Here is a 13248-nt window from a genome sequence, read left to right on the forward strand (position 1 = left end):
TAGATTGACCGCCACGGAATCAGCGAATGCTACTTATAAGTGGCGCACTCTTCAAATAGCCGACCTCCCCATCCCTTGCCATCCGATGAGAATGAATTGATCGGACCGACCTGGCCGACATCAAGAGGCCGAATCTACCCAGCTGACGCAGCGAATGACCTAAACCAGCGCCCAATGCGCGTTGGTTGTCGGTGTAGTTTGCAGGGCAACTACGGTGGCGCGATCGCCAGCCGCCAAAGCGATTACCGTCGCCCCACCCGAGGCGTTCACTGTGACGGTCCCCGTACTGTTGTTGATGATGATGTGCCTCACCCCGGCAACGATATTGGTGGTTGGCAGAATGCACGTATGCGTGGTGCTGCCGGTGAAAACTTGGACCTCGCTCGAAGTCAAGGTCATGGTGGTGGAACCTGCGGCAGTAGTAGTCGTGCTAACGGTAGCCACCCATCGCGACGACGAGATCGTCTTTGATGTAAGCGCTTCGGCGCCGCCAAGCGTGGCGAATACCAGCGCGCGCCATTGAGATGCCAGGGTTGGATTAGCGACCATAGCGACGAAAAGCCCGGTACGTCCGGATGCAAGCGCTTGATTGAATACGTTGTCAGGTCCATTGACGGTGATAATCCCGTTAGAGCTGTTGTGAATCCAGAAGATTGCCCCAGCGGCAGTATCGGGTCCAGGCAAGACAGCGGTATGACTCGCAGACCCAGTGAACACTTGTGTGGGAACATCCTGGGATGTCAGTGTCTTGGTGCCGCCGCTGGTTGGCGTCGTCAGTAGTGGCCAGCCTGAGCTGGTCGATGCATCCAGGATCTCCGCTACCTGTGCCCGATTGGCAATCGGGCCATCGCGGCGTACTTCGCCGGTGTCGTACCAGAGATTGCGGATCTCGCACGGCACGTCAGCCACGTTGTTCTCGAACTGCTCCCAGATGGCAAAGGTACCCGTCGAGTTGGCAATTGCATCATCTCGGAATCGCACGAATGATCCGTCTGGATGGAAAAGCGTTGCTTCTCCGTTATCGGGGTCGATCCATAGCTCGATCTTGCGCCACTCGCCGTCCCACACGGTGGCCGGGCGACCGTGCGTGGTGTACTGAGCGTACTTTCGTTCGACACTGGGCAAGTTCGCCGGGTTGAAAATCTCAGAACAGTGCCAGACGCCATTGCCGTAGATCACGAGGTGCATACCGGCTACACCGGCTACGAGATTACCTCCAGGAGAGGACCACGCGGAGACGGGAAGAACAATCGCCAACGCTCCGACCGAATTTGGCGCCCAACGTACCTCGCAACCGATGCGGCGCACTCGCCCTCCCGCGTTCACCTGATAATAGGCCGCCGAAGCCCCCGATGGATTCGTAGGAGTGTGGACGATCACGCCGCCATCGACTAGGCCAGCGGAATTACCAAATGACGACACAGCCTGGCCAGTGTCCATCGCGCCAATAGCGCCGTTGGCCTTGCCAGTTGGTGTGTAGTGACCGTCAGGATGGACGGCGGGAACATCCAGCACCTGCCGTGCCTGCGCGGCTGTCGAAGCCTGCACAATGGCCTTGCCTGCAACGCCGGCGTCAGATATGTCGCCGGATTCTGGAAGCCACGAATCCGCTTTCGCGGATATAGTCGCTCGGGCGTCAGCGGAGTTCATTCCCGATGCCACCACAGCGGGCTTACCGCTAATCGTGCTCCAAGTCGGTGCAGCTTGATTGAGTTTGGCCTGAACGCCACCATCGAGCAGCGCCTCGGTGATTGATCCGTCGGCGACACTCGCGGCGTTGACTGCATTATCTGCAATAGCGGCATTCGTAACGCTATTAGGGGCAATGACATTCGCGGTCACCGAGTTGTCTTTGAGCGTCCCATCCGCCTTGTGAGACTGGGCCAGGTAGTCGTTGAGGACGTCACCCCACGTTCCGCTGTCACCACCCGGACGAGGAAGACGAGCCACTACAACGACTCCCGGGAAGTCAGCTCACCGCCTGCAAGGTTTCGATATGACCCAAAGATATTCACTAGTACCACAACGCTATTCGAGACTCCATACTTACCTTTTCAATAACAATAATAAAACGCTTCAGCCTTACTTGCAAGATCAATCATGTTGGGAATGAATAAATTAACCACACCGGTTCACAATTTTCTGTGCTGTTGCGCAGCTGCATCGGCGGCGCGATGATGAATGGCAATCGAGGCAGGACAGGCCGGTCAGAGGCCAGCATGCAGTCGCCAATGAAGTGAGGTGTCAGCGCACATGGCTCAGATAGCAACGACGACGGACGGCGTCATCGAGTACAACGGCATGTTATGGAAGCCACGCCGTGGAGCGACAGCCACGGCAGATGAGTTCATTGCGGCCCAGGACACCTGCAGAGAGATCTCTGCAGACAGCCGCTGGAATCCATGGGTCGCGGAGGATCGGGCTGCCGAGCACGAGGCGGCGGCGCAGGTAGTCGGCCAGTGGCGCCGCGCCGAGCCCGGCCATCGAATGTTGACGATGAAGCAAATCGAGGCGCGATGGGCACGGGAGGATCGGCAGCGCGAAACCGATCGAGCGAAGCAGAAGCAGGCGCGCGAGGAGCGAAAGGCACACTACGACGAACACCGCGCTACCGCGCGCCTGAGCCTGTTCGAAAATCAATCTGCGCTCCAGCACGATGAATTGGAACTAACTGGATACATGGACGGCACGCGCGCCCCAAAGATGGACGCGGATCGACGCCGCGAGCAGATCGTCGCGCTGCAGCAGTCGATCGAAACCCGACGCCGGGAGATCGACCGCTTGATACCTATCGTGGGCGATCCGGAGACGGTGTTCGATCAGAACGGCTGGCTACCGTCTGAGCGCCGCGATGCGATGCTGCTTCACTACAGATACGAGCGTGAGCGGCGGGTACGGAAGCTTCGCACTGAGATCCCCGAGCTAGCAGCGACTGTCGAGCGTGGAGAACGGTGGAAGCTCGATTCGATGCGCCGTGAGCTCGACGCGTTATTGGCCGTGCCCCCGTTGACCGCCGACGACATGTGCAGTGACTGCGCCACGCCTATCGCCAGGCACGGCTGGTCAACGCCTCCCTTCGACGGCCCGTGCCCGGCCTGGCCGAGATGGCGGGCGCGACTCAAAAAGGCTTGGGCGATCCTCGAAGCCGGCTCACGTGACGCAACGAAGCAGGTGGGACCGACTCCACCGAAGCCACAGCCGCTCGCCACGATCCCATCCGGTCTACCGATAGCTGAGGTCACTCGTCGATTACAGGAACTCGAGGAACAGTTTCCAGAGGCCGAAGTACGGCGCGGACGGGCCAATAGGTGGGAGCTCTGGCCGAAAGAGTCCTGACATCGCGTCCGTAGGTTCAGCGGTGGCGGAGGAAAACCGGAGTCGTCCGGCGGTCATGGCAACGCCACGACACGACGCTGGTCAGTAGGTCCCGCAAGAAGGCGCAAAAGCCGGCTGTCGGCACGCGGGAATTTCACTGGCTACCAGCTGCAGGTACTGCGAGACTCAGCAACACCGGAATGCTCTCGTATGCAATCAATTCCAAGCAAAGCAAACGCATTCACCGCTTGATATTGACGCGTGCACAGGGTAGAAGGAATGACGTGATGCCACAACGTGCAATCAACTCCCCCGCTCACGCCGATGCCGGCGTCAAGCTCACACAACAAATGGTCGGCGTAACTAAATATGGCGACACCAGCAATCCGATAATTTACGGGCCAGTCTCTGGTCCAACACTCGCGCGAGCGTTGGTCGACAACATCTCACGACTTGGCGAAAGCGGGCAACGGGATGACGGGTTGTTCATGATCGATTTTGGCGGGATCCAGATGTTCTGGATCCTGCAGTCGACTGGCAATCATAGCTGCGCAAGCTTTTTCAAGTATAAAGTTATTGACTCCCTCTCTGCGACAATGCAATTGCGTCGACTCCTGGATGGTCTTAGCTACACAGCATCTGCGCTTGGCTGCACAGCCGACTACGCGTCCGACGGTCAAGTCGACTCAGCAGCCGCCACAATCATTGAGTCGGGCCGAACGATGATGGTCCGTGAACTATTCGCATAGGTCATTTACACGCCCTGCATCCGCACCAGACGGGCCGCCGACATCCGCATAAACTAGATTCCCTGCGCTGATAGGCTATAGATCAACGATGACGCGGGCCGGTCCAACCAAAATGTTGAACGGTCATGACGGATCGGCCAGATCATCCCGCAACCCGCAGTGCCTCGAACACGGTCCCGGCAACGTCGGCATAGCCAAAATCGTTGGCGTGCAATGTATCGTTCATGTAACCGCCTGCGTTGTACGCGGCATACGAGCCAATCCGAGCGAACATGTCGATAATTGGCAAACCCAGACCCTCGATCTCTGCCACATACTGACGCTCCAGCGCAGCAACATTCACCGGACCGCTTGGGATCATCGTCTTGATAATCACGTCCCCGGAGACCTGCGCAGCAGCGATCACCTGCTGAAGATTCGACAGGTAGGTGGCCGCGTCCAGGTTGTGCGCGTTTGCATCATTGATCCCCAGATCAATGATTGTAAGGGCCGGGGCGTACGCCTTGATCGAACCCAGCGCGCCATAGTCATTCGATGCATTGTCGTACGGGTAGCCGATCCAGTTCGCCGTTGATGACCCTGACGCACCCGCGTTGCCCACGCGCACCTGCCGGGTCGTTGATAGATAAGGCTCCACGCCCAGGATGAAGAGTGTCTTTGTCGTCGCGTCGTGGGTGATGGTCACCGTGTTCGACGTGGACGCGGCCGCTGCCGTGACGGTGACCTTGCGGACTGGCGGCGACCCGCCCAACTGACTGACCGGCACCGACGATCCGCCTGTGGCTGAAGCGGTGAACGTCGCATTCGAGGACAACGACACGTAGTAGATGTCATAGGTGTCGGCCAAGACGCCATCCGTGTAGGTGAGGCTGGTACTCGCGGTCGCCGACGCCCAGAAGCACCCGAAACCACCGAAACCTACCCATTGCTGGCTGATCTGACTATTCAGAGCCCACCCTGTGCCGCCGAACCACCGTTGGTCAGCTGTCTGAGAGGTACCTTTCGACTTCGGTATCGCCAACCCTCGACAAGTCGGGATCAGATGGGAGTTCATCATCGACGTCAGGAATGTCGGCCACGACTTATTCTGTGGCACAGTTGATGACGTGGACCCGCCAATTCCAACCGATGTCGAGTCGCCGATGACGAGCAGTTTGGCGTCACTCGACCCGGCGCGGACGTTGGCCAGCGCACGACGCCACTTCAGAAGACTAGTCGGAGTGAAGTTCAATAGGCTTGCGTGGACGCCCGGTGCAGCTTGATTCAGTTTCGCTTGGACGCCGCCATCGAGCAGCGCTTCCGTAATCGTCCCGTTCCCAATACTGGCTGCATTGACTGCGTTGTCAGCGATCGCGGCGTTCGTAATGCTGTTCGGAGCTAACACATTTGACGTGACAGCGTTGTCCTTCAGCGTCCCATCCGGCTTGAGTGATTGGGATAGGTAGTCGTTGAGGACGTCACCCCAGTTGCCATGGTCGCCGCCAGGTTTCGGGAGGCGGGCCATCTAGCGAGTATCCCTTCCGCGGTGCAGACTTCGACGTACCACGAAGCTCGCCATAGTTGCCACGATGACCGCGACCGCGATCGGTGCGAGGATGCCAAAGCTTCCGCCACTCAGGATCTCCTGGAACACGCCAGTATTCGGCGCCCCGACCGTTTGGGTAGTGCAAGTGCCGAATGATCCGGCACCGTACGAATTATCGATTGCATCTGCGCAGTTATAGCTTGCCATTTGTATCTCGAATTAATTATTACTATTGCTAAAATAGCATAACCATTCTACGATTGGAATTAGAAATAGCGGTATTGTGCGGATTTAGAATTAATTAGTTTATGGACATACGAAATCAATGGAATCAACTTCTCGCCAAGAAGATGCACAGGCGAGACTTTGTGGTACACGTCGCCATCGGAGCAGCGGGGCTTTTCGGTGGCGGCGTGCTCTTCCGCCTGGTGCAGCGCAAGCAGCTCAACACTCGCAGCAGCGAGGTTAGTGGCGTGTCGGCCTACGGCGGCGGCAATCAGGGCGGTGACAAAACCCGGAAGGCTGCGTAGTGGCCCGCCTCCCGAAACCTGGCGGCGACCATGGCAACTGGGGTGACGTCCTCAACGACTACCTATCCCAATCACTCAAGCCGGATGGGACGCTGAAGGACAACGCTGTCACGTCAAATGTGCTTGCTCCGAACAGCATTACGAATTCGGCAATCGCAGACAGCGCGGTAAACGCAACTAGCATTGCGGATGGGTCTGTCACCGAGGCATTACTTCATAGCGACGTGCAGACGAAGCTGAATCAGGCGGCACCAACCTGGACCACCCTCAGCGGCAAGCCTGCCGTAGTGGCGGCAGGGGTTGGCGCGGCGGAGGCAAGGGCTGCGATCGGAGCGGTGACAATATCCGACGTATCGGCAGGTTACGTCGTCCAAGGGCCCAATCCCGCTGGCTTTGTTTCGAAATGTGCAATCGGGGTGAATGCGGTAGTTGGCATCGCTGGCGACTCCACCGCCGACAAACCCTATGAATACCTAGCGATGGGCCTCGCGGCTTTCGTCAAACAGTTTCCTCGAATGAATGCGGATTACTATCAATGGGACGGCACGTCCACCTACGGCACGGTAGTGCCGATCCTGACCGGTATCACCAGCCGAACGGTCGTAATGCGTGATGACTTCAACCGAACGGCAGCCGATATTGTTGGTTCTGCGCCCAACGTTGGCGGATCCACATGGAGCCAAACAGGTACGGGCGATGGCGATTGGCTATTGGATGGGAGTGCTCTTGTTGCAACCGCTGATGTCACGTCGGGGTATGTGCTCAATACCGTCGGTACAGGGGACGGCGAGCTCGTCACACGGGCAACGTTGCAAAACCTTGACGCACCCCGCTTTTACATCAAATGGGTCAACTCGTCAAACTACATTCGGCTGGTTCTAGAGACCAACTCCTCTGGGCAAGTCAGGCTTTCACTCGGAAAGTGCATTGCAGGCACTTTGTCGGCGTTAGGTACAGCGTCGGAATATTTTTATAACAACACTGGCGTCACAACCTACGACGTGACATGTCGTATTGTAGGCACCCGTGTTACTGCGTCTCTTAACGGTCAGATGGTCGGCGGCGCACTGACCGCTAGTGATGTGTCCGCGTTATCAGGCGGCAATCAAGTAGGACTGTCGGGAACTAACCGTGGCTCAACATCAATTGATTTTATTGAGTGGGCGACAGTCACTGCGGCACCAACTCCAAGTACCGTCACGATATACAACGCTAGCAAGTCGGGATCGGTTCTTACGTACCAGGAAGGACTTATCGGAACGCTGTTCCCCTCGGGCATAACTTTTGACACCGTCATTATCAACTCTGGACACAACTACTCCGCGGCCTCGTCCGGCGACTACCTGACCGCTATCGATTCATTCATCGCATCGCTCAGGACGGTTCAACCGTCAACAGCTATCGTCATTGCCTCTCAGAACCCCAGGCTCGCACCGGCGACGTACGTTACCGAGCACGCAAATCGCATTGTCGCGCTGCCTACATACGCAGCGCGACGGAGCTACGGATACATCCCCAGCTATGAGTCGTTTGCGACACTCATGGCATTATCGTCAGCCTACATTCAGTCGGATGGAATTCATCCCACTGGAGCGATCGACGGTGGTGCAGGGCTGCAATCATTGGCGACGCTCACGTACCTGAATCGCCAGGCTGGATTTGAGTCATAACTGTCGACCGGGCGGTAGTACTGACTCGGTGGACCCACTCGTCGATCGTTAATCATCTTTCTTTGCAGTCGCTTTCACGGCATCCAAATGGTCCGCATACAACTCAGCAGCACTAACCCCAATCGGCTTGGTGCTCCCGGGCGCATACCAATCGGCGATCTGGAGCCACTCCTCATCGATGGCTGCCACATAGTCGTTGCACGCCGTGATGGTGCTGTGCACCTGGCTAGCGCTGGAATCGCCAGCAACCTCGGCCTCATGGCCAGCGTGGACGAACTTTTGCCATATGTCATGGATCATCTCACCCTGCGTGCTCGCCTTCAGCTGTCCGTAGAAGGGCTGAGCTTCTTCAAGCTGCGATGTCGCGAGCGTGCGCCGCAGCCACGAATCGTTTTCTTCGTTGATTGGGTTGTGCCAGCCGATTCGGTAGATCATGTCGCTAATCTCGCTCTCCCGCTTGGAATCCGAGAAAAGCCACATTCCTCCGTGTCTGGACATGAACCTCTTGATCTCAAGCAGGAACTGCGCGTAACGATAGAGCGAGCTGCGCGCATACCCCCAAGCTTCATGAACCGGATCAAACGGTTGGGCGCTACCCGGGTCCCACGGCAGATGGTCGGCCGGTTCGGCTTTGTACATCGCTAAGGCTGCCTCCAGATCCGCTGCGAGTGCGTACGCCGGCGTCCATATCCTGAAGTAGGCCTCGAACCGTTCCACCCACGCCACCGCGAGCCGACTATCGGCCGGGTGGCGTTTTTGCATTTCTACGTTGGCGCGCCGCATCGCGGTGTCCCGCGCGAGAGCAAGAATTCCTTCTGCCGTCTCCTCGATGATCACCTTCTCGTGCGACTTGCGGAAGGTCTCTGTGGAGATGTCAAAGCCCGCGGCTGCTTGCTCGCGCCGCCTGGCGGGAATCTCGAACTTGGTGCCGCCAATCAGTCCAAATGTGTACTGGGCTGCCTCCTGGTAAGTGCCGCCTCCGAACCGATCGACGGCTTTCCGGATGAGGTCCTCAATCGCCGCCGGTTCAGGTTCGCCGTTCAGCGTCGTGAGGCCAACGACTGACGCCGCTTGGTAGAGCGCGGGCAGCTTCAGCCGTCGCAATCTGCCAAGGCTCTTCTCTCGTACCTTCTGGAGTTCTTTCGCTAGCTCGTCGTGCGTCGGCACCCGATCCTCTTCCGGCATGGACGGATCTTGCCCGAGTTATGCCCGAATTGCAGCCGGGTTCGGCGACGGCACCAGTGATTGGCTCGAAGTACAGCCGCAGACCTCGACTTTTCGGTGAAGTTCTGCGGCCGGTGACCAAGGCACTACCGGACGAAAGGCGATATTGATGACCTTCCTCGACAACCACTTCGGGCAGCAGTCGCTGGACACGGCGCTTAGCGAGTACCAAGCCGCAAGCCTCACTGCCGGACAACGTGTTGAAGCACTCCTCGGCGTGACCGTGTCCTCGTCCGGGTCGGTGGCGACCACCCTCCAGGAGCTGCGGAACCAGATCGCTCCTCGGCTCCGGCATCGCGATACCGATGTCGGGGTGATCAGCACGCCGGCCTTCTGTGCTGAGGTCGACATTTTCACCGATTCGCAGGCCGCAGGTGCCCGATTTGCCCTGCGCTCGGCAATTCGGCTCGCACACAGCCTGGGGTTTACACCTCACGCAGAGATCGCCCTCGGACAGATGGCGGTGGCGGCGCTGCGAGACGCCGACAGCGAGATGTCGCACCTGGCACACCGCCTCGCCGAGGCCGATCACGTCGAGAGGATTCGTGCCGCGAGCACGCTCGGCCGCCCAGTCCGAGTCCACCGAAACTTTGTCGTGCGGTGCGCGGTCCTTGGTCTGGGTGAGGCGCTCAACGCCGAACACGACCCCCAGGTATCGACCTCGATTGCTATCGAGACCTGGCTCGCGGAGCAGCGGGCCGCCCGACATCAGCGTCGCTGACAACCCACCTAGCGGAGGAGTCAATATGCACAACCACAAGCGTGTTCACATACTCGCCGCAGTGTCCGCCGCCGTCGGGGTGGTGAGCGGCTGCGGTAGCAGCGCGCCTTACTCCCTGGCACAAACCGAGCAGGTCGCCGCGTCCTGCCCGACAGACGGCGCACGGATCGCTGCTCTCGTGCAAGTCGATCGTTCGGGGAGCCGGCGCGGCCAGACGGCCACGCCCTCCGAGGATCTGGTGATCCGGGAGGCCGCTGAGCGCACGGCGATCTGCGGCGGCCATTTACGGATGACGGTGTTCTCAGGCTCGATGATCGGTGTCGCGGTCTTCGACGCCGACCTGCAGCTCGACGGCGCCACAGCCAACGCCCGGCTGCGCAAGGCACCCCAAGCAGTCGACGCGGTGATGGAGCGGGTGACCACCGCACTCCCGGACGCTGTCGAGCGACTGGGCGACGGCGCAACCGACATCGTGGGCCAATACCAGCTGGGCAAGGAGTTCGGCGTCCAGCTGTCGGCGACCGGCCCGGTTGTGTTGGAGCAGACCATCGTGACCGATGGCATCCAAACAGCCGGCCAGGACCTCGGTGACCCGTCGCTGACCATCGCCCAAGCTGAGGAGTTGGCTGCCAGCGTGGCGGTGCCCGACCTGGCCAGCGCGACCGTGCGTCTGATCGGGATCGGTCGCCAGGCTGACGATGCTGCGCTGCCGACCCCGTACATCGCCGCGCTGCGGGCCTTCCACATCGCGGTCTGCGAGAAGACCGGCGCGTCCTGCACTGTCGTGACCGATGCGGCAGGGGCCTGAGCATGGCTGACCTGACCCGTTTCACCCCGCGACGCTCACTCGGCAACTCGGGTGCTCGGCAGCGGCCGAACCCCGAAGGTCCCCGGCTGATCCCCGTCGACACGGCCGCGGCCGTCGCCCGGCCAGACACCATCACCGATACCTACCTCGAATGTGGCAAGGACGCACTCGGCGTCGAACAGCAGCACCTGTTCGCAGCCGAGGCCGAAGTCAGGGCACGCGAGGATCTGGCCCGCGCCGGGTCGCTCGGCTTCCAAGCCGAGCAGGACAAGCTCTCAGTTGACCGTGCCCGGATGTCCGCGGATCGGGCAACGGTGCGAGCCGAGGAGACCGCCGAGGTACTTGGCCCGTACGTCCGCCGCAAGGCCACCTCGTCATGGGGATACATGGCACGTACCAGTTGCCTGTTGACCGGCGACATCGCTGGGCTCAGCGGCGCGAGCATCGCGCTTGGCGAGTACCCGGCACTAGCGATCACCCAAGCTGTCGCCGCCGGAGTCGCCACGGTCACAGCGGGGTTGGCCGCCACTCAGCTGCGGCACGTCCAGCAGGCGGTCGAGCGCAAAACCGATGATCTCGATGAACCCTTACAGCCGTACGCACATCTCTTCCGTGGCCCGGGCGAGTCCGACCGGATCCGCAGCGTGGTGCTCGGTATCGCTGGCCTGGTCACCGTGTCAGTAGCGGTCAGTGTGTTCGCGCTGCGTACGACGATTGAGGGACCACTCGTCGGACTGACGTTCGGTGCGCTGGCCGCGGCGATCGCGCTGGCGAGCGCCATCAATAGTTGGCACCACGCCGATCTGCTTGCCGACGCAGTCGAGTCCGCGCGCCACGATGCCGAGCGGGCCGATCGCCGGCACCGCCGCCGGTCAGGCAGCAGGACTATCCGCAGTGCCGAACATGCAGCGCTGCAGGGCAAGTCGATTGTGACCGAGCACACCCATCGCGGCCTGGCCGCCGCTGCCCATATCGAAGCCGACAAGTACCGGGAACTGATGGCCAGCCCCGACGTAGTTGGGCACGGGCCTGCGACCACGCCGACACCGATGTCGGTGTCAGCGCCGTCCACGCCGAAGACACGGCGGAGGTCGGCATGAATAGGTCGATGCGGCTCGCACCGCAGGTCGGCAGGCACGTCACCGAGCTGTCCATAACCCGGCTCCTGCCGTCACACCTGATCGGCCGCCCTCCCGGGTCTGGTGACTGGGGTCCGTCGGCAGGTGCGTCCAGACTGCCGATCGCGCTGGGCGATCCGGGCACGTGCGCCCTGGATGGCACCACGGTGGCGATCATCCTCGACGAGTCCGCCAGTGTGACCGCCGGGGACGGCAACGATCCCCTGTCGCGGCGGCATGCCGAGACCGACTTGGCCATCAGTCACGTCGCGGCCGCATGCCACTGCGGACGTGACCGTGTCGCGGTGGTGCCGTTCGATACGGGATCACCGGGTCACGTTGCGCCCCAGGCGCTTACCAGGGCAGGCGTTCGGCGGCTCCATCGTGGCCTAGAGCGTCTGGCAGATGGATGGGGCATGTCCAGTGACCTCGGTCCGGCACTGGACTGCATCGACACACAGGTCCGTAGGCAACCCGGGAACCTGGCGGTCGTAGTGTTCTCGGACTTCCTGCTTACCGATGCGAACCCGACCAGCGTTTTGCGGCGGTTGTGCGCCGTGCCTGGCTACGTGCACGCCGTTGTACTTGGGGCGCAGCCGCCGGCCGTCCTGGTATCCGATCCGAATGTCGCTGTCACCAGGCTCACGCCGATCTCGTCGCCAGGAACTGCAGCCCGCGCCGTCTTCGACGGGCTGACGCGATTTCGCACCTATCAATCACCTGATTTGGGCAGCGCCGCCCGCCACTCCCACGAAACCCTCGACAGTGAAGGAGAACTCATCTCATGACCGTCCTCAACGACCTTCGCGACCAGCGCGGCGAAGACGTGGTCGATGCCGCCGACAAGCTTTCGGCGTTCATCGTCGCCGCCGCCGCTCGCACCGCCGAGCAGGTGGGCTTCGGCTACATCCTGGTGCCGGACGCGCCGAACACCTTCCCGACGCTGACCGAGGCCTACGCACACAGTGTGGCCACCGGCGAACCGCTGCCGATCTCCTCAGACAACAGTGACGACGTGATCTACAACCCGGCGAGCGTCAATGGGGCCCTGCGCTTTTGGCACGACGTCAACCACGTCCGGCGCCGCCTCGACTTCGGCCTCATCGATGAGCTCGAACTGTCACTGTGGCACCTGGGCGAACTGGAGAAAGCCGGACACCGCCCCAGCTCGCTGGTCTGGCGGCTGCTACACGCCGACCTCACCGGCCAGGCCTACGTGCAGGCCTTCGCCCAGAGGTTCCCGTTCGATCAGCACCGGTTCGTCACTGGCTGCGTTACCGCGGGATTCGACCGCGGGCTACTCGCCGAACTCAAACGCCAGAACCCGTCATGAGCCAGGATCCGGGTAGTTGGGTGAACCGCATGATCGGCTGGTGCTTCGGCATTCTGTTCGGCGTCATCGCGCTGTACTGCGCAGTGAGTTTGATCGAATCGGTCATGCCGACGCTGATCGTGATCATCGGTGTCCTGGTGCTCATCGGGCTCGTTGTGGGCGTAGTTGTTGTAATTAATACATGGCGAAATCGATGGTGAATTTTGGCCCGCTGACCCCTATTGACAGATGCTCCAACATATTTCGCTACATGCT

13 protein-coding genes are annotated in these 13248 nt (G+C 60.5%); 10 read left to right on the forward strand and 3 right to left on the reverse strand.

What is annotated here, in order from left to right:
* Positions 1 to 159 precede the first annotated feature (159 nt).
* Entirely contained in the window at positions 160 to 1950 is a 1791-nt protein-coding gene (locus ACLBYA_RS19070) for a hypothetical protein (RefSeq protein ID WP_447711000.1), read from the reverse strand.
* Positions 1951 to 2253: 303 nt separating this feature from the next.
* On the opposite strand from ACLBYA_RS19070, the gene ACLBYA_RS19075 reads away from it, so the two are divergent.
* Together ACLBYA_RS19075 and ACLBYA_RS19080 are read left to right on the forward strand one after the other, a co-directional pair.
* Positions 2254 to 3336 (forward strand): hypothetical protein, encoded by a 1083-nt coding sequence (locus tag ACLBYA_RS19075; protein ID WP_447711001.1) that lies wholly within the window; start codon positions 2254 to 2256, stop codon positions 3334 to 3336.
* A gap of 266 nt (positions 3337 to 3602) precedes the next feature.
* Positions 3603 to 4064 (forward strand): hypothetical protein, encoded by a 462-nt coding sequence (locus tag ACLBYA_RS19080; protein WP_447711002.1) that lies wholly within the window; start codon positions 3603 to 3605, stop codon positions 4062 to 4064.
* 142 nt (positions 4065 to 4206) lie between these two features.
* On the opposite strand, the gene ACLBYA_RS19085 is transcribed toward ACLBYA_RS19080, so the two are convergent.
* Positions 4207 to 5568: an SGNH/GDSL hydrolase family protein gene (locus ACLBYA_RS19085; protein ID WP_447711003.1), complete on the reverse strand. Its 1362-nt coding sequence runs from the start codon at positions 5566 to 5568 to the stop codon at positions 4207 to 4209.
* A 329-nt stretch (positions 5569 to 5897) separates the two neighbouring features.
* Between ACLBYA_RS19085 and ACLBYA_RS19090 the strand changes: the two genes are divergently transcribed.
* Together ACLBYA_RS19090 and ACLBYA_RS19095 are read left to right on the forward strand one after the other, a co-directional pair.
* Positions 5898 to 6119 carry a hypothetical protein gene (locus tag ACLBYA_RS19090; protein ID WP_447711004.1) on the forward strand — a complete coding sequence of 74 codons (222 nt, stop codon included), beginning with the start codon at positions 5898 to 5900 and terminating at the stop codon, positions 6117 to 6119.
* Positions 6119 to 7789 (forward strand): SGNH/GDSL hydrolase family protein, encoded by a 1671-nt coding sequence (locus ACLBYA_RS19095; protein WP_447711005.1) that lies wholly within the window; start codon positions 6119 to 6121, stop codon positions 7787 to 7789. The genes ACLBYA_RS19090 and ACLBYA_RS19095 overlap by 1 nt, the downstream gene beginning before the upstream one ends.
* Before the next feature lie 48 nt (positions 7790 to 7837).
* Here ACLBYA_RS19095 and ACLBYA_RS19100 read toward each other — a convergent pair whose 3' ends face one another.
* Positions 7838 to 8974, reverse strand: coding sequence for a hypothetical protein (locus ACLBYA_RS19100; protein ID WP_447711006.1), 1137 nt, complete (start codon positions 8972 to 8974; stop codon positions 7838 to 7840).
* Between the two features lie 148 nt (positions 8975 to 9122).
* Between ACLBYA_RS19100 and ACLBYA_RS19105 the strand changes: the two genes are divergently transcribed.
* The 6 genes from ACLBYA_RS19105 to ACLBYA_RS19130 all read left to right on the forward strand — a co-directional run bounded on the left by ACLBYA_RS19105 (position 9123) and on the right by ACLBYA_RS19130 (position 13193).
* Positions 9123 to 9734 carry a hypothetical protein gene (locus ACLBYA_RS19105; RefSeq protein WP_447711007.1) on the forward strand — a complete coding sequence of 204 codons (612 nt, stop codon included), beginning with the start codon at positions 9123 to 9125 and terminating at the stop codon, positions 9732 to 9734.
* 61 nt (positions 9735 to 9795) lie between these two features.
* A complete protein-coding gene (locus ACLBYA_RS19110; RefSeq protein WP_447711008.1) occupies positions 9796 to 10542 on the forward strand; it encodes a hypothetical protein in 747 nt (248 codons plus the stop codon).
* A 2-nt stretch (positions 10543 to 10544) separates the two neighbouring features.
* Positions 10545 to 11642, forward strand: a complete 1098-nt coding sequence (locus ACLBYA_RS19115; RefSeq protein WP_447711009.1) for a hypothetical protein — start codon at positions 10545 to 10547, stop codon at positions 11640 to 11642.
* Positions 11639 to 12448, forward strand: coding sequence for a hypothetical protein (locus ACLBYA_RS19120; RefSeq protein ID WP_447711010.1), 810 nt, complete (start codon positions 11639 to 11641; stop codon positions 12446 to 12448). The genes ACLBYA_RS19115 and ACLBYA_RS19120 overlap by 4 nt, the downstream gene beginning before the upstream one ends.
* A complete protein-coding gene (locus ACLBYA_RS19125; RefSeq protein WP_447711011.1) occupies positions 12445 to 12993 on the forward strand; it encodes a hypothetical protein in 549 nt (182 codons plus the stop codon). Before ACLBYA_RS19120 ends, ACLBYA_RS19125 begins: the two co-directional genes overlap by 4 nt.
* Complete coding sequence (locus tag ACLBYA_RS19130; RefSeq protein WP_447711012.1) at positions 12990 to 13193, forward strand: hypothetical protein; 204 nt, start codon at positions 12990 to 12992, stop codon at positions 13191 to 13193. Before ACLBYA_RS19125 ends, ACLBYA_RS19130 begins: the two co-directional genes overlap by 4 nt.
* Positions 13194 to 13248 lie beyond the last annotated feature (55 nt).

Source organism: Mycobacterium sp. C31M (assembly GCF_053345865.1).